This window comes from Varibaculum cambriense, from assembly GCF_022133705.1.
Classification (GTDB): Bacteria; Actinomycetota; Actinomycetes; order Actinomycetales; family Actinomycetaceae; genus Varibaculum; species Varibaculum cambriense_A.
On sequence record NZ_JAKNHJ010000012.1, the window covers coordinates 14,199 to 33,189 of the forward strand.

At 50.8% G+C, this 18,991-nt stretch carries 16 protein-coding genes; 5 read left to right on the forward strand and 11 right to left on the reverse strand.

Translation table 11 applies throughout. From position 1 onward, the window contains the following. The first annotated feature begins 39 nt into the window (after nucleotides 1–39). Both trxA and L0M99_RS06635 read left to right on the forward strand, forming a co-directional pair. Entirely contained in the window at nucleotides 40–369 is a 330-nt protein-coding gene (trxA, locus tag L0M99_RS06630) for a thioredoxin (protein WP_024059641.1), read from the forward strand. A gap of 106 nt (nucleotides 370–475) precedes the next feature. Then, nucleotides 476–1,192, forward strand: coding sequence for an LmeA family phospholipid-binding protein (locus tag L0M99_RS06635; protein WP_238128151.1), 717 nt, complete (start codon nucleotides 476–478; stop codon nucleotides 1,190–1,192). A 141-nt stretch (nucleotides 1,193–1,333) separates the two neighbouring features. Here the strand turns inward: L0M99_RS06635 and pntB are convergent, their stop codons facing one another. From pntB to L0M99_RS06655, 4 genes are all read right to left on the reverse strand, one after another. Then, nucleotides 1,334–2,875: a Re/Si-specific NAD(P)(+) transhydrogenase subunit beta gene (gene pntB, locus L0M99_RS06640; RefSeq protein ID WP_024059639.1), complete on the reverse strand. Its 1,542-nt coding sequence runs from the start codon at nucleotides 2,873–2,875 to the stop codon at nucleotides 1,334–1,336. Between the two features lie 3 nt (nucleotides 2,876–2,878). Next, a complete protein-coding gene (locus L0M99_RS06645) occupies nucleotides 2,879–4,438 on the reverse strand; it encodes a Re/Si-specific NAD(P)(+) transhydrogenase subunit alpha (RefSeq protein ID WP_238128152.1) in 1,560 nt (519 codons plus the stop codon). Nucleotides 4,439–4,591: 153 nt separating this feature from the next. After that, nucleotides 4,592–4,810: a carbon storage regulator gene (locus L0M99_RS06650; RefSeq protein WP_024059637.1), complete on the reverse strand. Its 219-nt coding sequence runs from the start codon at nucleotides 4,808–4,810 to the stop codon at nucleotides 4,592–4,594. 24 nt (nucleotides 4,811–4,834) lie between these two features. After that, the gene (locus L0M99_RS06655; protein ID WP_024059636.1) at nucleotides 4,835–5,275 is read right to left on the reverse strand and encodes a hypothetical protein; all 441 of its coding nucleotides are present in this window, start codon (nucleotides 5,273–5,275) and stop codon (nucleotides 4,835–4,837) included. A gap of 385 nt (nucleotides 5,276–5,660) precedes the next feature. Here L0M99_RS06655 and L0M99_RS06660 point away from each other — a divergent pair, with 385 nt between their 5' ends. Further along, entirely contained in the window at nucleotides 5,661–6,806 is a 1,146-nt protein-coding gene (locus L0M99_RS06660; RefSeq protein ID WP_238128153.1) for a hypothetical protein, read from the forward strand. Between the two features lie 195 nt (nucleotides 6,807–7,001). After that, the gene (locus L0M99_RS06665; protein WP_238128154.1) at nucleotides 7,002–9,563 is read left to right on the forward strand and encodes an MMPL family transporter; all 2,562 of its coding nucleotides are present in this window, start codon (nucleotides 7,002–7,004) and stop codon (nucleotides 9,561–9,563) included. A 39-nt stretch (nucleotides 9,564–9,602) separates the two neighbouring features. On the opposite strand, the gene dnaB is transcribed toward L0M99_RS06665, so the two are convergent. Beyond that, a complete protein-coding gene (gene dnaB / locus L0M99_RS06670) occupies nucleotides 9,603–10,928 on the reverse strand; it encodes a replicative DNA helicase (RefSeq protein ID WP_024059632.1) in 1,326 nt (441 codons plus the stop codon). Nucleotides 10,929–11,162: 234 nt separating this feature from the next. Here dnaB and L0M99_RS06675 point away from each other — a divergent pair, with 234 nt between their 5' ends. Continuing rightward, nucleotides 11,163–12,476, forward strand: a complete 1,314-nt coding sequence (locus L0M99_RS06675) for an MATE family efflux transporter (protein WP_238128155.1) — start codon at nucleotides 11,163–11,165, stop codon at nucleotides 12,474–12,476. Nucleotides 12,477–12,605: 129 nt separating this feature from the next. On the opposite strand, the gene rplI is transcribed toward L0M99_RS06675, so the two are convergent. The 6 genes from rplI to dnaA form a co-directional block, all read right to left on the reverse strand. After that, nucleotides 12,606–13,067 (reverse strand): 50S ribosomal protein L9, encoded by a 462-nt coding sequence (gene rplI, locus L0M99_RS06680; RefSeq protein ID WP_238128156.1) that lies wholly within the window; start codon nucleotides 13,065–13,067, stop codon nucleotides 12,606–12,608. 15 nt (nucleotides 13,068–13,082) lie between these two features. Beyond that, entirely contained in the window at nucleotides 13,083–13,325 is a 243-nt protein-coding gene (gene rpsR, locus L0M99_RS06685) for a 30S ribosomal protein S18 (RefSeq protein ID WP_022864511.1), read from the reverse strand. 44 nt (nucleotides 13,326–13,369) lie between these two features. Next, complete coding sequence (locus L0M99_RS06690; RefSeq protein ID WP_024059629.1) at nucleotides 13,370–13,945, reverse strand: single-stranded DNA-binding protein; 576 nt, start codon at nucleotides 13,943–13,945, stop codon at nucleotides 13,370–13,372. 20 nt (nucleotides 13,946–13,965) lie between these two features. After that, nucleotides 13,966–14,250 carry a 30S ribosomal protein S6 gene (rpsF, locus tag L0M99_RS06695; RefSeq protein WP_024059628.1) on the reverse strand — a complete coding sequence of 95 codons (285 nt, stop codon included), beginning with the start codon at nucleotides 14,248–14,250 and terminating at the stop codon, nucleotides 13,966–13,968. 234 nt (nucleotides 14,251–14,484) lie between these two features. Beyond that, nucleotides 14,485–16,926 (reverse strand): transglycosylase domain-containing protein, encoded by a 2,442-nt coding sequence (locus tag L0M99_RS06700; protein ID WP_238128157.1) that lies wholly within the window; start codon nucleotides 16,924–16,926, stop codon nucleotides 14,485–14,487. A 453-nt stretch (nucleotides 16,927–17,379) separates the two neighbouring features. Continuing rightward, complete coding sequence (dnaA, locus tag L0M99_RS06705; protein WP_024059625.1) at nucleotides 17,380–18,792, reverse strand: chromosomal replication initiator protein DnaA; 1,413 nt, start codon at nucleotides 18,790–18,792, stop codon at nucleotides 17,380–17,382. Between the last annotated feature and the right edge of the window lie 199 nt (nucleotides 18,793–18,991).

Consider the following 18,991-nt stretch of genomic DNA (forward strand, 5'->3'; position numbering starts at 1 on the left):
AGACCGTATTTTTACCATTTTTAGAGAGGAAAATAAGAGATGACTAAACCGTCAGAAGTAACCGAACAGAACTTTGACCAGGAAGTATTGAAAGCAGAGATCCCGGTTTTGGTAGATTTTTGGGCTCCCTGGTGCGGGCCTTGCCGCCAAATGGGACCGATAGTAGACGAAATAGCCGCCGAGGTTGCCGGAAAAGCTAAAGTCGTCAAAGTCAACATTGATGAAAACCCCCAGCTGGCCGCCAAATACGGGATTAACTCGATCCCCATGTTTATGGTGTTCAACCAGGGGGAGATTACCCGGGGCATCCTGGGCGCCAACCCCAAGCGGGAACTCCTAGGACCGCTGCAGCAAGAAATCGACAAGTAGTTTCGTCTCTGCTCGCTGCCGCGAGGCTGTCTGCCTTGGCGGGTTCTAGAAGGGGTGCATAGGAGTTTTCGCTAGCGCCTTATACTGCGCACCTTATACTGAATGAGTGCGAAGTCTAAAGCGTTTTTTAATAGTAATAGCCGTGTTGGTACTCCTACTGGGAGTGCTAGATAGGGTTGCTTGCTGGTGGGCGGAAAATGAGGGGACTGGGGTTCTCGAGAAGCGGGGCGCAGAAAACGCCACCGTTAAAGTAAATGACTTACCCTTCTTAACTTCCCTCATAGGCGGCAGTATTAACCAGGTGGACGTGACTATTCCGCGCCTAGATATTGCCGCAGAAGGTGGCGCCATCCCCATAACCGCGGTTCGCGCCCAGATCAACCAGCTAGACCTGACTGCCAGCCGGTTAAATATCGATAAAATCGGCCAAGTGCGCGCTGAAGGCAATCTCAGCCAAGAGGCTTTTGCGCAGCTAGTGGCAAAGAAAGTGCCGGGAGTAAAAGTAAAACTAGAGGCCGGGAAACTTGTTTTTGCTACCCAAAAGTGGGGACAAGAAATCCTAGCTGAGGGGCAGCTGTCTCTAGCTGGCGGGGCTGATGGTTTGACCCCCACCCTGGTAGTCAAACCCACCGCCCTTAAAACTGAGCTACCCCGCTACCTACAGGCTCGCCTGAAGCTGCCAGAGTTTTTACCCCCGATCAATATCCCAATCACCGGCTTGCCCGCCAATGTGCAGCTGAGCGCAGTAGAGGTTAAAGCCGATCACCTCAAATTTAAGTTGACCGGGAAGAATATCCCACTCCAAAAGAATTCTCTCTCCTGATTTTGGGTTTACCGGTTAATCCCAGGGTGATTACCGGCTAGTACCTGCAAATGTAAAAACGGGGCGGGGTCGAAATAGAAAGTAGCTATTTCGACCCCGCCCTTAGCTTTCGGGTACGGAATCCCCTATTTGGGAACCGGGCTACAGGCTGCGCACGATTTCTTCTACCGAGGTTTTCGCATCACCAAAGAGCATATCGGTGTTGTCGTTAAAGAACAGCGGATTTTGCACCCCGGCATAACCGGGATTCATCGAACGCTTAAACACCACCACTTGGCGGGCTTTCCACACTTCCAGCACCGGCATTCCCGCAATCGGGCTGCCCGGTTTAGTGGCATCGGGATTAACGGTATCGTTCGCTCCAATCACCAGTACTACATCGGTATCGGGGAAGTCATCGTTAATCTCATCCATTTCTAGCACCACGTCATAGGGTACTTTAGCTTCTGCCAGCAGCACGTTCATATGTCCGGGCATCCGTCCGGCTACCGGGTGAATCCCGAAACGCACGTTTACCCCCGCCTCGCGCAGCTTGGCAGTCAGATCCGCGACCGGGAACTGGGCTTGTGCCTGCGCCATCCCATAACCGGGAGTAATAATCACGTTAGAGGCATCCTTTAACGCTTGCGCGACCTCGGCCGCACTGGTTTCGGTGTAGTCCCCGTAATCGGTATCTGCCCCCTTCGCCGGTCCACCGTCAGAGCCGAAGCCTCCCAAAATCACGGAGACAAACGAGCGGTTCATGGCCTTGCACATGATGTAGGACAGGTAGGCACCGGAAGAGCCCACCAAGGCCCCCGCGATAATCAACATATTGTTACCCAACATGAAGCCCGCGGCTGCCGCTGCCCAACCAGAATAAGAGTTCAGCATGGACACCACGACTGGCATATCGCCGCCGCCGATCGCGGCCACCAGGTGTAGCCCCAGTAACAGGGCGATTATGGTCATCACAATGATGGCTACCCACTGCATCCAGGTCAAGGTCATAGTGGTAGCGCTCAGGTGCGAGCCGCGTATCATCACCCCAATGAGCCCGATGGACACAATAATGGCGATAGCGTTCAGCCAGTTACGTCCCGGCAAAGTAAGGGGCGCGCCCTTAATCTTCCCCGACAGTTTCAGGTAGGCAACGATAGAACCGGTGAAGGTAACGGCACCAATAAAGATGCCCACTCCCACCTCGCCTAGGTGGAACCCTACGGTGGCCGGATTAATCGCAGTTGCCGCATCGGCTCCTGCCTTATTGAATTCCCAAGGCAGGTGGATGAAGGTATTAAAGCCCACCAGCACTGCCGCTAAACCTACAAAGGAGTGCAGCATGGCTACCAGTTCCGGCATGCCGGTCATGGGAATAGTTTTGGCTCTCCACAGTCCGATAATCGCGCCGGCAATCATCGCTACTGCAATCAGCAGCGCAGTTACCAAGGTTGATTGATAACCGGGAGCCCCCGCGTTATAGAGCGCCACCGCAATAGTAGCGACCACCGCTACCAGCATTCCGATTGCCCCGAAACGGTTACCCCGCAGGGCAGTCTCATTTTTTGATAGACCCGCGAGCGCCAAAATGAACAGCAGCGCCGCAATCAGATAGGCAATGTTTTGTCCTCGGCTAATCCAAAATTCGCTAGTTGTTGCACTGGCAACCAGGGTGGGGGCTGCCGCAGATAGAAGGTTACTCATTTCTTACTTCTCCTCCCCCCGGAACATGGTCAGCATTCGGTGGGTTACCGAGAAGCCGCCAAAGATGTTGATTGAAGCCACCAAGATTGCTAAGAAACTCAGCGCGGACACGATTGGTTTTGCACTTCCTACCTGCAATATTGCGCCCACTAGAATAATTCCGGAAATGGCGTTGGTTTCACTCATTAACGGAGTGTGGAGCGAGTGGGTAACCGCAGTAATCACATAGAAGCCCACCACAATCGCCAGCATCAAAATGAAGTAGTAAGGGATCAACGGCTTGGGGGTGGCGGCAATCAAGGCCAACCCTAAAACTATCCCTACCGTTGCCCACAGCAAACGTTTACGTTTCTTCGACGCCGCCTCTTCAGCTTTCTGGCGGGCATTAGCTGCAGCGTCCTCTACCGATTCCGTCTTGGCGGGGGCAGCAGGCGCCGCGTGTACTTGAATAGGGGGCGGGGGGAACATATTTTCCCCATCCTTCGCAACCGTGATCCCGCGGACTACTTCGTCTTCCATATCGAGGACGTAGTTGCCGTCTTTTTCCGGAGTGATCAGCTTAAACAGGTTAACAATATTTTGTCCATAAAGCTGTGAGGACTGTCCCGGCAGCCTGCCAGCCAGGTCGGTGTATCCAATGATGGTCACCCCGTTTTCGGTAACCACTTTTTCGCCGGGCTGGGTCAGTTCGCAGTTACCGCCACCAGCTGCGGCCATATCCACGATGATTGAACCGGGCGCCATGGCCGCTACTGCCTCTTTGGTGATTAGCAGTGGCGAGCGACGACCGGGAATATTCGCGGTGGTGATCACGATGTCATTTGCAGCTGCCTGCTCGGTGTAGAGCTTGGTGGCAGCGTCCGCTTGATCCGCGCTCATTTCTTTGGCGTAACCATCATCGGATTTTTCTTGCGCAATCGGAATAGGCACAAAAGTTGCCCCTACCGATTCTGCTTGCTCGGCAGTTTCACTGCGTACGTCGGTGGCACTAACCTGGGCTCCCATCGAGTTGGCGGTGCCAATAGCAGCCAGGCCGGCTACCCCTACGCCGATCACATAAACCTTGGCGGGCGGGATTTTTCCAGCGGCAGTCACCTGACCGGTAAAGAGGCGACCGAAACTTTCGGCGGCCTCGATAACAGCGCGATACCCGGAAACGTTGGACATCGAGGAGAGCACATCCATGGACTGCGCCCTGGAGATTCTCGGAACCGTATCCATCGCAAATCCAGTAATGCCCCGTTCTACCAGTGCATCTACGGTCTCAGGGTGGCGACCTGGCGCCATCCGGGCGATTAAGAGCGCTCCGGGTTTAACCAAATTCAGGTAGTCGGTGGGGGGCGTATCTAGGACGGTGACAATATCGGCCTGCCAGGCGGCCTGAGTGTCCACGATTTGCGCTCCGGCTTGCGAATACTGCTCATCCAGGTAGGCGGCTTTTTCGCCTGCCCCCTGTTCTACCAGGACTTCATATCCTAGTTTGATGAGTTTTTTTACCGTATCCGGAGTGGCGGCGACCAAGGTTTGGTCTGGCGTGGGCTCTTTAGGAACTCCAATTCGCACAGTTACTCCTTATAGTTTTGGCTTTTTAAATACCAATATTTATCCACCTGTTTTACTGGTGGATAGCTTATTTTTAGCTTACGCGGCACCTATCAGGCGCGCACACTAAGTCCAGCTAATAGGAATGTTACCTGCCAGCCAGGCAGATAAAAACTATTTTTCCGGCGCGGCCTGCTTAGATCCAGGTTCTGGTCCTTCCAATCCCAGGCGTTCTCTGTCGGGTTGCTCTAGCAGTTCACCCCGCCGAATAGTTAAGTCTTTAGGGGCGCTAATGCCCAGTCTCACCGAGTCTTTATGCGACTCCACCACGGTGATTACTACCTGGTCTCCGACCACAATCTCTTCTCCGCGTCTGCGGGTTAGTACTAGCATCCTTGCTTGCCTCCTAGATAGTGATTAAAAATTATGTTCTGCCTCTGGAGGAATCTCATCAAAAGATTCCAGGATATCTTCTGGGTTATCTAAATCTTCGCTTTGCTTTTTCCGGGACTGCTTACTGATCGCTGCTTCTGAGCGGGCTAGCTGATCAGCCAGTTTGTCCGGAGCCTGTTCGTGACCTGGGTAGGGGGGCTCAAGCGAGTCTAGATGCGGGGAGTTTTCCAGCTCTAAGGACGCGGCAGTCTTATCCAGATTCTCTTGCCAACTTTGGCCACGCTGACGCAGTACCTGGCAGTAAGAGACCCGCTTTGCCCCGCGTACCCGGTGTAGTAACCCGTCGAGGTCCCGATTTATCTGGTCATTTTCCCACCGGGATTTTTCAGCAAGGAGGGCGCGAGTATCAGCGAGCAGAGCTTCCAGCTCTTGATCGCTGGGCACCTGTCGCTCCCGATAGGTCATGGCGCTTCCTCCTGTTATTGATTCTTGCTTGTCATTGTAGATTAAGCCCGCCGGCTGTGGAGAAGAACTGGATTTAATGCTAGACGTCTAGGTTTACCGGGCACCCGGAACCCTCCGCTTTCTAGGGGGCGCTTTCCACCCCAGCCACCTACTATTATTGCCTGAAGTAGGACGCGACCCTAAACTTGAAGGCACTGGTAGCTTTATTTAAGAAGTTTACTTAACGATTTGCCAAGAGAGTCGGGAGAAAAATGTCGTCCCCAAATTATCCCTATCCGCCCAGTAATCTGCCGCAGACAAATCCGCGGCCACCACTAAGTCACTAAGGTATTGAAAGGGGTCTATGCTCCCATACTTCGCAGTCAACTTACCTATTCAGCCCCTAATGGAGCATTCCTTTATGGCGCTGGTAGGTGCGGCCGCCCTGATCGTGGTGGCCACGCTGCTAGTGGTATGGACCGTGGTTTTTTACCAAAGTGCCTCCCGCTCCCCCATCCTGACTTTTAGTGCGCGTCGCCACGAGAATTTATACCGCCTACTGGCTGCTTACCGTCAGCGGCTGGCTTCCCTAGGAGCCGATCCCCGATACGCGGCTTTAGATAATAGTGCTCGCCGAGTCGTCCTCCGCAAAATCTTAAGAAATCTAAGCGAACAGTATTACCGCACCGCCGGTTGGGGTAACTATCACCCGCAACAGCTGGTAGCCACTGACTGGCCAGAACTGGCTACCCTGATTTCGACGCTGTCTCATCCCGACCAATTCCCCGGACAAACTCCCAGGGGAGGACGCGCCCCGGTTCCTGCCGGCGCCGCTGCCTTAAGTACCGCTATTTCTCAGATTGATTATCGCAACTGGCTGCACGCCCAAGCGTTAAAAACTCGTCAGGATCTGGTGATCAAGCCTCCTCGCAGATCCCGATTTTGGATAGTGCCCGTAACTATATCCGTGCTCTGCCTGCTGGTTGTCTCGGGGCTGCAAACCCACAGTTGGGCACTAGAACAACAGGCAGTCCGAGCAGACCGACAGGGAGATACTTCCGGGGCTCAGCAGCTACGTCTTCGCCAATCCGACTCCCTTCTACTAGCCGATAGATGGCTGGTGAACTATAACCTGGGAACCACCTATCTAAACGCCGGCGACCTGCAAAATGCCCATAAATATTTATCTCGCGCTAGCAAGAAAATGCCGTTCATCCTGGAAACCAAGATGACTGAACCCCAGGCAGTACTGGCTGGTTGCCAGGTGAACTACAACCTAGCTTTAGTGACGATAAAAACCAGTGAGGAAGTAGAAACCACCGATGTTTTAACCCAAGCTTCTCGCCTACTGGTTTACTGTGATCAAAAAGCTTTAAAAACTCGCCAAAAATACTGGAACCTGGAGGGAGAAACTGCCACTACTAGTAGGGTATCTGCCAGTTTGAAGCGGGTAGCAAAAGATAGTGATTCCCTGCTAGCGCAGATCAAAAAACAAGGTGGCAGCGATTTTGGAATCCCAGAAGCTTCCTGGTTGGAAGATTTTGGTTACTAAAACCCGGGATATACCTGCATTTTACGAAGCTAGAGGCGCTTTTCCAGCCGCGGGCAGTTCTTTCCCCAATTAGCAAAGCAATAGTTACCCAGAAGACAGTATGCAACTGCCAGTACCGGACATTATCGGCTCCCGATTTAAAATCCTTTGCCGATTTGGCTGAACTTTATCCCCAGAACCCTCACAATTGAAACTATGAACCGGATGAAGCGCTTTTGGTGGGGAAAACACCCCGGCTTCATCGTGACCATCTGGCTGGTAACCGTAACGCTCGCGGTCGTTGCCGTATTTTCGGGTTTTGGGGGAAAACCGCTATTCGAGAGGCTCATTACCCCCCAGCCGGCCAGCCCCGCTTCGGAATCAGCCGTGGGTAAGCGGCTGTATGAGCAAGCCCACGGCGATACCTATCCGGTAACGGCAGTAGTTGAAATACCGGATTTAGAAAAACATGCTGATCAGATCGCAAAAATGCTCCGCCCGCTACACGCGGATCTGTTAAAGGTACCAAAGGTAACACAGATTGCCGATCCCTTTATAGCCTTCGACCCCCAGCTACCCGCCGGGAAAAAAGCCCAAGAAAAAATCGATCAAGCCTTAATGCAGGCTTTAGCACAAGGCAGAACCCAGGCAGAGGAGATCGCAAGAGCCAAGGGCGCCAGCGGACAGCAACTAGAAAAAGCTAGAGCGCGCGCCGAAAGGGAAGTTAAAAAAGCTTTCACCAGTCAGTTACCCCCGGCTTGGGAAACTATCCAGTCCAGTGAACTCCAGCAGATGATTGCTAAGGACGGGAAAACTTTCCTGATCAACGTGCAGTTAACTGCCAATGGCTATGACCAAGTGGATCCGGATACCCGGGATCAGGTAGCCCGGATTTTAGAAGAACTACCCGACTATTTTTCCGGTTCTAACGTTACTGCCAGCGTTAATGTAGTTGATAACATCGGTTTGCAAAATGCTGCCAATGGGCAAGTGAAAGCCGATATGCTCCGCGGGGAAGGAATTTCGATTCCGATTTCTCTGCTCATTATGACCATCGTTTTCGGGGGAATGTTAGCTGCCTTGCTGCCCCTAATCGGAGCCGGGGCTGCCATTGGGATCACCTTAATGCTGATCCTGGCACTGACCTATCTGATCACCGTGGAATCATTCGTAGTCAATATTGTTTCTTTCCTCGGCCTGGGGTTATCGATTGACTACGGGTTACTAATCGTTTCTCGATATCGACATGAACTGCATAAACGCGGTCTTTATGGCCAGGAAGATACCTTTATTTTTTACCCACGTTTCCTGCAGTTATTGGTTGGATCGCGCCGGGCAGGAGATAGGAAAACCTCTATTGCTACTCGCAAAGATTACCGTACCCAACTCCTTAATGCCCGCAAGCCCTATCTGGAAGCTCTAGATAAAACTATGGACACTGCCGGAGCCACGGTTTTCTTTTCGGCTCTAATTGTTTCCCTCGCGATCTTGGGGCTATGTATCTTCCCGCTACCATTACTGCGACTAATGGGTATCGGCGGAGTAGCTGTAACCATGTTGGCAATGATTTCTAATATGACGTTTTTGCCTGCCCTGATGATGCTGTTCGGACCGAGCCTGGCTTCTCCCTCCAAGTTTTCCCACTGGATGAACTGGGTGCGCCGCCATTTACTGCGCCGTTCCCGCGAGCGCAGCGAAGACGATCCTTCCCCAGTTTTTCGCTCCGTATCAACTTTTGTTACCCGCCGTCCCTGGCCAGTGCTGATAGTAGTGACCCTGGTGTTAGTGGTAATGTCCCTTCCCCTCTACCAGATGAAAATGCGCTCCTCCGCGGTGGAATCTATGCCCCGGTCAATCCCGCAAATCGGAGCCTTATGGGATATGTGGGAGCGTTTCCCCGACTCGGCTAACCCGCAAATCCGTCTGGTAGCTAAAACCACCCCGCAACAGTTGCAGACTTGGGCAGAAGAAAAAGTACAACCACTATCCCACGTGAAACGAATCCGCCCCGCCGAAGACCTGAAAATTGACGGCAAACAATACGCTTCCCTCGATGTTTACACTAAAGAAAAAGACGCTTTCGCCGCGCAGGTAAAGGAAGAAATGCAAGAGGTACGCCAGTTACCTGCCCCCTTTAAAATTTGGGTGACCGGGGAAGCTGCCCTGCAAACCGATTTCCAAGACGCTCTCTACGAATATGCTCCCTACGTTTTTCTGGCAGTCGCCCTAACTACCTATTTAATGCTGTTCCTGATGACCGGGGCGCTGCTGCTACCGCTACAAGCCCTGGTACTAAATATGGTGTCTTTAATGTCTTCCCTCGGGGTGGCGGTATGGGTATTCCAATATGGTCATGGACAAAAACTGCTAGGTTTCACTTCTCTAGGCGCGGTGGAATCTTATGTAGTAGCGATCGTGTTCTGCTTCGGTTTTGGCTTATCAATGGATTATGAAATGTTCCTAGTATCCAGGGTGAAAGAAATCTGGGATGAAACCGCAGATAATAAACGGGCAGTGCGGGAAGGACTTACCCATTCGGCCTCCACGATTACTTCTGCAGCATTAATTTTGTTAGTGGTATTCCTCGGCTTTACCACCGGAGGTATCCAAGCGATCAAACAGATCGGATTTACCTTAGCGGTGGCGGTGGCGCTTGACGCTACTTTAGTGCGCATGGGACTTGTACCCGCCATTATGGCGATCTGCGGGAAAGCTAACTGGTGGGCTCCCAAATGGCTGCGCTCCGTCCACTCGCGGCTGCCTCTTCCCGGGCACTAATAAGATTCGAGGACGAACAAGCGAAGCCCCCAGAAACCTTTACTCGCGGGCGGGATTACCGAACTTTGACAACCGTCCGAGGAAGGTTAGAGGAATGGTTGCGGTCGGACCGTTACGGTGTTTCGCAACAATCACATCTGCCTCTCCGGGACGGTCTTCCTGATTGTAAACTTCGGGGCGATTTAGCAGCATCACCACATCCGCATCCTGTTCCAAAGAACCAGATTCTCGCAGGTCAGCAAGCATTGGTTTATGTTCGATTCGCTGTTCTGGTCCGCGGTTTAGCTGGGCGACTGCCACCACTGGGATTTCAAGTTCTTTAGCTAGTAGTTTTAGCGAGCGAGAAAACTCGGCTACTTCCTGTTGCCGCGACTCTACCCGCTTGCCGGAACTCATCAGCTGTAGGTAGTCCACCACTACTAGTTTTAAATCATTTTGTTGCTTGAGGCGGCGACATTTTGAACGGATCTCCGGCATGGTCATATTGGGAGAATCATCGATATATAGCGGAGCCTGGGAACAGCGAGACAGTACCTGCGCTATTTTTGTCCAATCCGCGTCCTCTAAATCTCCCGAGCTGAGCCGAGACATTGACACCCCTGATTCGGCGGAAATCATGCGCCGGGAAATCTCAGTCCCGTCCATTTCTAGACTGAAAATAACGGAAGTCATTTCGTTATGAATAGCGGCGTTTCTACAAAAATCCAGTGCCAAGGTAGATTTACCCATTGCCGGACGAGCGGCCACAATCACCAACTGCCCGGGGTGCAAGCCATGGGTAAGGTTATCTAATTGATAAAAACCGGTAGGAACCCCCGAAGACATGCCCCCATTTTTTTGTAGTTCTTGCAGTTCAGTTACGGTTTCATCTAAAAATTCGGTGATCGGGCGGTAGTCTTCGCTATCTCCGCGTTCACTGACTGCATAGATTTCACTTTGTGCCTGGTTTATCAGCTCATCTACGTCACCGCCATCGTCAGCGTAACCTAGTTGCACCACCCGGGTGCCCGCCTGCACCAGGGAACGCAGCTGCGCCCTCTCCCGCACGATCCGGGCATAATATCCCGCGTTTGCGGCGGTAGGAACCCCGGAGATTAGTTGATGTAAATAGGGGGCGCCCCCGATTCTCTCCAAGTCACCGCGGCGCTTTAATTGCCCAGCTACGGTCACCGCATCTACCGGTTCCCCGCGACCAAATAGATCCAAGATTACTTCGTGGATAGTCTGATGCACCGGACGATAGTAGTCTTCTCCCCTGATCGTCATGGTGACATCGGCAATCGCATCTTTGGAGAGCATCATCGCTCCCAATACGGATTGTTCTGCGGCAATATCTTGCGGAGGTGTCCGATCAAAATCTGCCATCGCTACCTCCTGGAAAGAACTACAAACTCTTTGATTGTGCCACATCCCGCAGGTATAACCAGAAAAGCCCCTGTTGAAAACTCGTAAAATTTGGTGCAGACAGTGTTAATTACCTGTGGAAATATCGGGGAATATGTGGGTAGTGTGTAACCCCAAGTTTATAAACCCGTTACAAACTGGGAAACTACTAACAGAGTTATTCACAGATTGTGTATAGAAAATAGAGGAAGATTCGTGGAAAAGCCTAAGAAAACCAGTCTTAACCGCCAGGTTTTGGCTTTGGCTTTACCTGCCCTCGGATCCTTAATCGCCGAGCCGCTGTTAAGGATGGCTGACTCCATCCTGGTCGGGCATGTAGGAACCCCAGATTTGGCAGGATTAGCTATCGGTTCGACGGTACTTACCCTGGTAGTGGGAATCTGTGTATTCCTCGCCTACACCACGACTGCGGTGACCGGCAGAGCCATTGGGGCAGGTAAACGCGCTGAAGGTCTGCGTTTAGGTATTCAGGGAATGTGGTTGGGGGCGCTGTTGGGTGGCGCCTTGGCAATAGTCTTGATTGTTTTTGCCCCGCAAATCATTGGCCTTTTCGAAGCTGAGACGCAAGTTGCGGATTTGGCACGTCGCTACTTAATAGTCTCGGCTCCCGGACTTGTCGCCATGCTGTCTGTATTAGCTGCTAACGGGGTTTTGAGGGGCTTATTAGATACTCGCACTCCTCTTTTGGTAACTACCAGCGCAGCTATTCTTAACGTACCGGTTTCCGCATTCTTAATTTTCGGCTGCTCTCTCGGGGTGGCGGGGGCGGGCGCTGGCACCGCTATTTGCCAGTTCTTCATGGCTATTTGGCTGTGGATAGTGGTAGTTAAGAAACTTCGAGCGGAACGAGTATCGGCTCGCCCTGATATACAACTAATTTTTCATTCCGGTATGCACGGATTACCTTTAGTTCTCCGTTCGCTTTTTCTACAGGCGGCTATCGTAGTCACGACTTGGCAGGCGGCCCGCCTGGGGGCAGCAACTTTGGCGGGCTATCAGATTCTAAAAACTCTGTGGACCCTAGCGGCATTCGGGCTAGACGCATTAGCGATCGCAGCTCAGGCTCTCCTCGCCAACGCTCTCGGTGAGGGCGAGGAGCGAAAAATACGGGTGCTAATCGCCCAGTTAAACCGCTGGGCACTGGGTTTTGGCACCCTGATTGGTCTAGTATTTGCAGCTACCTCTAGCTTTTCGCCACACCTTTTTACGGCAGATCCTGAGCTATTATCCGTTTGTGTCCCCGCCATCATCGTGGTCGGTCTTATGCAACCACTGGCAGCCTTAACCTACATTTACGACGGTTACTTGATCGGCGCTGATGATACTAAATACCTGGCAAAAGCGATGGCCATAGTGTTTGCTATCTATCTACCGGCAATTTTACTAGCTGGCCTCCTCCCTGAAGGAGCCTGGGGTTTAGCTGGTTTATGGGCTATCTACGGATTGGTTTTTATTGGCGGGAGGGCGGCCTCGCTGTGGCTGCGTATCCGCACCGACGCTTGGCTCTAGCTACTATGAATTGAGCCGGTTACTGCTGGTAGAACCCTAGTTCATCTACAGATAAAAGTAGGGTGAGCAAGATTAACCTCTTGCTCACCCTACTTTTTATTAGCTAAGTGCTGCCAGGTAAGAACTTACCTACTTGCCGCCCTCAACGTTTACAAACAGTTTGGCGCTAATATCTTCATGCAAATTGATTTGAATCTGATATTTTCCGACCGCTTTGATCGGCTTTTCAATAATAACTTTGCGCCGGTCTACGGTCTGCCCGATCTGTTCTTTAACCGCTGCCACCACATCCTGAGTGGATACTGCTCCAAAGAGGCGACCGGAATGTCCGGCCCGCTTGGAAACTACCACGGTATTGTGGGCTTCAATAGCATCGCGTACTGCCCGGGCGTCCTCTACGTTAGAGATTTCCCGACGGCGGCGCGCGCGAATCATTTCATCGATCTGCTTTTGGGCGCCCTTAGTCCAAGGGTGCGCCATTTTCCGCGGTACCAGGTAGTTGCGGGCATATCCGCGAGCTACGGTTACTACGTCCCCGGAGGAACCCAGCCCCGGTACATCCATATTCAAAATAATTTTGGCTGTTGCCATGACTAAACCCTCCTATCAGCGACCAGAACTAGTGTAGGGAAGCAACGCCATTTCGCGGGCATTCTTAACTGCCTTAGCGATAGCGCGCTGCTGCTGAACGCTAACTCCGGTAACCCGGCGCGAACGAATCTTTCCGCGATCGGAAATAAACTTCCGCAAGAACGGGGTATCTTTATAGTCGATTTTTTCAACCGGCATATTACGTAGCGGGTTAGCCTTTTTCTTAATTGGCTTCGCGCGAAGAACTTTCTTCGCCATATTTACTCCTTAATGGTGTGACCCTAAGGTCTTATCCTGAAACTTTAGAACGGCGGTTCATTGTCCTCGCCGTTATCGCTGGTGGCAGGAGCAGCCCAGGGATTGTCATCCCCCGCCGGCTGCGCGGCCGCCATAGAACCTGTTCCCAAGTTCTGGGCAGCGCCTCCGTTAAATCCCCCACCTTGATTGAAATTGCCGGCTGGAGCACCTGCGCCAAAGCCGCCCTGTCCTCCCTGATTAAATCCGCCTGCACCTGAGCGCGGAATCCGGGTAACTTGGGCTTGCGCATAACGCAAGGAAGGACCGATTTCGTCGACTTGAATCTCTATTGAGGAACGATTCTGTCCATCCCGTTCCCAATTACGTTGCTGCAAGCGACCGTGAACAATCACTCGCATGCCTTTGGTTAAAGATTCAGCGATATTTTCGGCCATTTCCCGCCACGCTGAACAACGCAGAAACATGGCAGTGCCATCTTCCCACTGTCCGGAGGCGCGATTATAGGTTCTGGGAGTGGAGGCCACGGTAAACGAAGCCACTGGCACCGATTGCGCGGTATAGCGCAGCTCGGGATCTGCAGTCAGATTCCCAATAACCGTTATCTGGGTTTCTCCAGCCATCTTTGTTCCTCTCCGCGAACTTAATCGCGCCGCAACAACTTAGTGCGCAAAACAGATTCGTTTAGCGACAGCTGCCGGGTTAGCTCCTCAGCAATCTGCGGGGCAGTGGTCATTTCGATGACCGCATAGATCCCTTCAGAGTATTTTTCAATCGGATATGCCAGGCGACGTTTGCCCCAAATATCGGTCGCGTCTACGCTTCCCCCATTAGCAGAAACCACATTTAGCAGTTTCTCCAATGCCGGGGCTACGGTGCGTTCGTCGATTTCGGGATTCAGGATCACCATCATCTCATATTTACGCATCTCAACCCACCTCCTTTGGTCTAACGGCCACGGTCCTTCCGCGGCAGGAGGGCTTATGCATACGACCCGAAGGTCGCACTACAGGATAACTTAGTTTAAAGCGCTATTTCTAGCCGTTCTCAAACATTGTTAGGAAACGCTCTTTTTTAACCTCCGCAGATAAAACCCACCTTCACCTCGCGGGTAGCAGGGCGAGCAGGGTGCGTTAAAGCAGTCCCCAATACCTCGCTCTCCCTAGGGACTAGGAGGAGCAGCTGGAGAAGACGATTCCGAAGCCTCTGGGGATTGCGGAGGCGGCGAACTGGCAGGAGCAGAGCTGCTAGGAACCGTGAGCGGATTACCTACCGTTTCTGGCGGAGGAGCTGAAGGCACTTCTGCAGTCTTATAGGGGGTACTCTTTTCTTTCGGCCTCACCCGATATTTGCTGGTTTCAGAAGAAAATAAGGGCTGCGGCTCCAGGCCTTTAACCGCCGGTCTCATATATGCCAACCATAGTTTAGCCGGCCAAGTACCACCGGTTACTTCCCTTACCCCACCAAAGGGGGTAATGGATTCTTCTGCCCCATTTTTTCCTACCTGATACATGGAAATTGCAGTCACCATTTGCGGTACATAACCCACAAACTGTGCAGAGCGGTTATCGTTTGAGGATCCTGTTTTCGCCGCTACCGGTCGACCGAGTTTTCCGGCAGTATCACCGGTACCTCCAGCCTCAGCTACCGCCGATAACGCTTTAGTCAACTCTGAAATGTTTTCTTCTTCAAACTGGCGAATACCAGCAGTATCAGCTTCATAGAGAATATTGCCAGACGAATCGGTAACCTTATCAATGATATGAGCTGTTCGCCTGATACCACCGGTAGCGAAAGTGGTATAAGCTTCCGCGATCTCTAAATTATGGGGAGAACTAGTTCCTAATACCCCCACGACTGAATTTTTATCCAACCCCACCGTGTTCTTAGAGTATCCAGCCGCAATCGCCACCTGCCGGGTGGCATCCATACCGATTTCGCTATTAAGCCGGACATAGGCGGTGTTAATCGAGTATTTTGTAGCTTTGATCAGGTCTACTTGACCGTAGGAGGCACCTCCATAGTTACCTACCCATGCATCCCCTATTCTCATCGGGCCGGAACCATTGATTTGCTCCGATAGTTTATGACCATGCTCGAGGGCTGCTAGGAGCGCAAATGGTTTAAAGGTCGACCCGGCTTGGGCTACGTCTTGAGTTACCGCGTTGCGTTGAACTTTTTGATAATCCGGTCCCCCATATTCAGCGATTACCGCTCCCGTAGCGGTATCGATCGAGGTGGCTGCTACCCTTAATCCTTCAGGTCTATTCTCCGGGAGGGTACCGACTGCCTCTTCCAACAGCTTCTGTTTTTCTGGATCAATAGTCGTATAAATCCGAATCCCCGCTCGATCGATCTCATCTTCGGTATAGCCGATTTGCGTTACTAATTCTTGGCGTACATGTTGGAGCAGATATCCTGTGGTGCCCTTAAAATAGGTGCCTTCCTGCTTTTTCTTTTGCACCTGAGGAAATTCTGCGGCATTTTTTTCATTCTTTTTGATCATATTGTCGGCAGCCATGAGGTTTAATACCCGCTGCCAACGTTGCTGGGCTTTTTCAGGGCTAACTAGCGGATCCCAAGCATTAGGGGCGGGAATAATCCCGGCAAGTAAGGCTGATTCTGACAAATTCAGATCTTTAGCACTCTTACCAAAATAGGCGTTAGCTGCTGCTTCGATCCCATAGGCTCCCCTACCAAAATAGATGGTATTCAAGTAGTCATTAAGAATTTTTTCTTTCGGTACCTGTCTATTTATCTTTAACGCCAAAATGGTTTCTTTAAATTTTCCGGTATACCCCGTGTTTTTTCCGGTGTAGTAGTTCTCTACATATTGTTGGGTGAGGGTAGAAGCGCCCTGGGTGGGACGCCCTCGCACGTTATTCCACAAGGCGCGGGCGATACCTTTAATGTCAATCCCGCTGTTTTCGTAAAAAGTGCGGTCTTCACTGGCTACTACGGCATCACGAATATAGGAGTTTTCGAAAGACTTAGTGTCTACGATGGTACGGTTACGTTCAGCAAACTTTCCCATCATCTTGTTCGTATCACCCCAATAAACGGTAGTTACCTGGGCGTTTGCAAATTTTTGTGCCTCAGGTACTTCCAGGCGATAGTAGGCAATTAAGAAAGTTATACATCCGGCAATAATTGCCACCAGAACTAAGCCAGTTATCAATCCTAAGATTCTTTTTACCCAAAGTCCGACTCTACTGCGGCCCGAAGTGTTCTTGCTCTTTGGGTGCTTTTGTTTGGAAGTTTTATTACCGACAGCTGTCTTAGACTTTTTATTGTTGTCACCTTTACCAGCTGCCTGCGTCTTAACTCTATTTTTAGTTTGGGAAGAGGGCGCGGTGGATTTTTTATTTGGCACATACCGGGACTTAACTGCACTGTAGGGAACATTTTGTTTTTTGCGGGCAGCACTAGCACCTGGTTTAGAAGAACTACCGTACTGATCCGGGTTAATAGGGGCAAAAATACGTTGATCCCCCGCTTGTGCCCGTGTCTGAAATTGCGCTTTTTCATGTTTGCGGCGTTCAGCCCGAGAGGAAAACTTATGTTCTCCAGCTTTATTGCCACGCGATGAGTGCTGTTCGGTCATAAATACAGGTTAGCTTAGGAAAAGGATTGAATTACTTAGATTTCAAAGCTAATGGCAATTTTCATTTGGTGTTCTGCCGCTGCAATGGTGAATTGTTTAGAAATTATTTTTATCTCTCTAATAGTCATCACTACCTAGAATTATCGGGATTATCAGTTAAACATGCAGTTTATAAGGGTTTTAAGCCTGTGAATTGCTGGCTATGGTTCTGGGGATCGTTTTGGGGACAGAAAAATTTCGAGCAAATGATGCCCGGTTTATGAACAATTTTATAGCTACGATCCCCAGCTATACACAGGGTTATGCACAGGTGTGGAGAAACCAGCTTTAACCTGTAATCATGAGAACTACATTTTTGTAGTTTTGCAGGTAGAAGTATTCAAAAATAAAGGTAAAAAAGAAGCCAAAACTTTCCTTAGACAAGCGGGTGTTGTCGTGATTTTATTGGCTAAGTCACTTTGCGTGGCGAGCGGCCTGTCGAATTTGGTTGGTTAATTCATTGACATGATCAAAAATTTGCGGTTTCGACTTCATCAGTTGGGTGATCTTCTTATTGGCGTGCATTACCGTAGTGTGGTCACGTCCTCCGAACTCCTTGCCAATCTGCGGTAATGATAGCTCGGTAAGTTCCCGGCACAAGTACATGGCTATCTGGCGTGCCTCGGTTAGCGAACGCGAACGCGAAGGCGAGCATAAGTCATTAACGGTGGTTTCAAAATATCCAGCCGTTTGTGCCTTAATCAGAGCGGGGGTGATTTCCTGATCATTAGGGTCAGAAACAATATCTTTAAGCACCATCTCTGCTAGCTGTAGGGTCAAAGGTTGCTTAGTTAGGGAAGCGAAAGCAGTAACCCTAAGCAGGGCACCTTCCAGTTCGCGAATATTGATAGTAAACCGCGAAGCGATATAGGCCAAGACTTCCGAGGGCGCCTCTACTTTTTCCTGACGGATTTTGTTACGCAAAATAGCGATTCGAGTTTCGAGATCCGGAGGCTGCACATCAGTTAATAGTCCCCACTCAAAACGAGACCGTAGTCGCTCCTCAAATCCTTCTAATTTTTTGGGAGGAACATCGGAAGTAATAACTACCTGTTTGTTGTCATTATGTAGGGAGTTAAAAGTATGGAAAAACTCCTCGATAGTTTGTTCTTTTCCCTGTAGGAACTGAATATCGTCAATCATCAAAATATCGATATTGCGATAGCGCCTTTGGAATTCGTGGGCACTGCCCTCTGATACCGAATTGATGAAGTCGTTGGTGAACTCCTCAGAGTTAACATAACGCACTTTGATATGGGGATAAAGGTTCAGCGCATAGTTGCCAATGGCGTGAAGCAGGTGAGTTTTTCCCAGCCCGGAACCACCGTACACAAAGAGGGGGTTATAGGCTTTAGCGGGAGCTTCGGCGACTGCGATAGCCGCCGCGTGAGCGAAGCGATTGGAAGCTCCAATTACGAAGGATTCAAAAGTATATTTTGAGTTCAAACGGCTTTCAAACGGCTTTTTTTCTCGAGAAGCGGTAGTGGTTTTAGTAGTGGTACTTTCACTTTTTTGAGGAAGGGGAGCAACCGTTTGGTGTTCGGAAGGATTAACGGTCTGTCCAGTATCCAAAGAGGGATCTACCGAAACCGCCAAAATGACGTCGCGAGAGGTAGCTGCAGAAAGTGATTGCCGTAAAAAAGGAGCTAGCCGGGTCTCAATAATTGATTTTGAATAGTTATTGGGAGTGGCAATGATAATGGTGTTTTCGTAGGTGGTTAAGGGTTTTGACATTCTTACGAAGGCCAGATCGGCTTGACCTACCTGGGGATTTTGTTTTAACTGTCGGATCGCGTCTTGCCAGACTGACTGTAGCGAACTTGACATCAGTTTCTCCAAAACTTCTATACAGCAATGTGACCGGCCACCCCCAACGATGGGGATAGCAACGATTCTAGGATAAAAACAGGTTATCCCCAATCTGGGGAAAATACTGTGGATAACTTACGTAGTTGTAGTTTTAACTCCGAATCCCTTGCGGCGTGCAAAAACTAGAAATATTTTTTATTTTTAAAAAATAAAAATT

What these genes read in the sequence shown, in the direction of transcription:
- trxA (WP_024059641.1), top strand. Translation starts at nt 40, where the DNA reads ATGACTAAACCGTCAGAAGTAACCGAACAGAACTTTGACCAGGAAGTA.
- rplI (WP_238128156.1), bottom strand. Translation starts at nt 13,067, where the DNA reads ATGGCAACAGCCAAAATTATTTTGAATATGGATGTACCGGGGCTGGGT.
- L0M99_RS06660 (WP_238128153.1), top strand. Translation starts at nt 5,661, where the DNA reads ATGGAGCATTCCTTTATGGCGCTGGTAGGTGCGGCCGCCCTGATCGTG.
- dnaB (WP_024059632.1), bottom strand. Translation starts at nt 10,928, where the DNA reads ATGGCAGATTTTGATCGGACACCTCCGCAAGATATTGCCGCAGAACAA.
- pntB (WP_024059639.1), bottom strand. Translation starts at nt 2,875, where the DNA reads ATGAGTAACCTTCTATCTGCGGCAGCCCCCACCCTGGTTGCCAGTGCA.
- rpsF (WP_024059628.1), bottom strand. Translation starts at nt 14,250, where the DNA reads ATGCGTAAATATGAGATGATGGTGATCCTGAATCCCGAAATCGACGAA.
- L0M99_RS06690 (WP_024059629.1), bottom strand. Translation starts at nt 13,945, where the DNA reads ATGGCTGGAGAAACCCAGATAACGGTTATTGGGAATCTGACTGCAGAT.
- L0M99_RS06650 (WP_024059637.1), bottom strand. Translation starts at nt 4,810, where the DNA reads ATGCTAGTACTAACCCGCAGACGCGGAGAAGAGATTGTGGTCGGAGAC.
- L0M99_RS06700 (WP_238128157.1), bottom strand. Translation starts at nt 16,926, where the DNA reads ATGACCGAACAGCACTCATCGCGTGGCAATAAAGCTGGAGAACATAAG.
- L0M99_RS06665 (WP_238128154.1), top strand. Translation starts at nt 7,002, where the DNA reads ATGAACCGGATGAAGCGCTTTTGGTGGGGAAAACACCCCGGCTTCATC.
- rpsR (WP_022864511.1), bottom strand. Translation starts at nt 13,325, where the DNA reads ATGGCGAAGAAAGTTCTTCGCGCGAAGCCAATTAAGAAAAAGGCTAAC.
- L0M99_RS06655 (WP_024059636.1), bottom strand. Translation starts at nt 5,275, where the DNA reads ATGACCTATCGGGAGCGACAGGTGCCCAGCGATCAAGAGCTGGAAGCT.
- dnaA (WP_024059625.1), bottom strand. Translation starts at nt 18,792, where the DNA reads ATGTCAAGTTCGCTACAGTCAGTCTGGCAAGACGCGATCCGACAGTTA.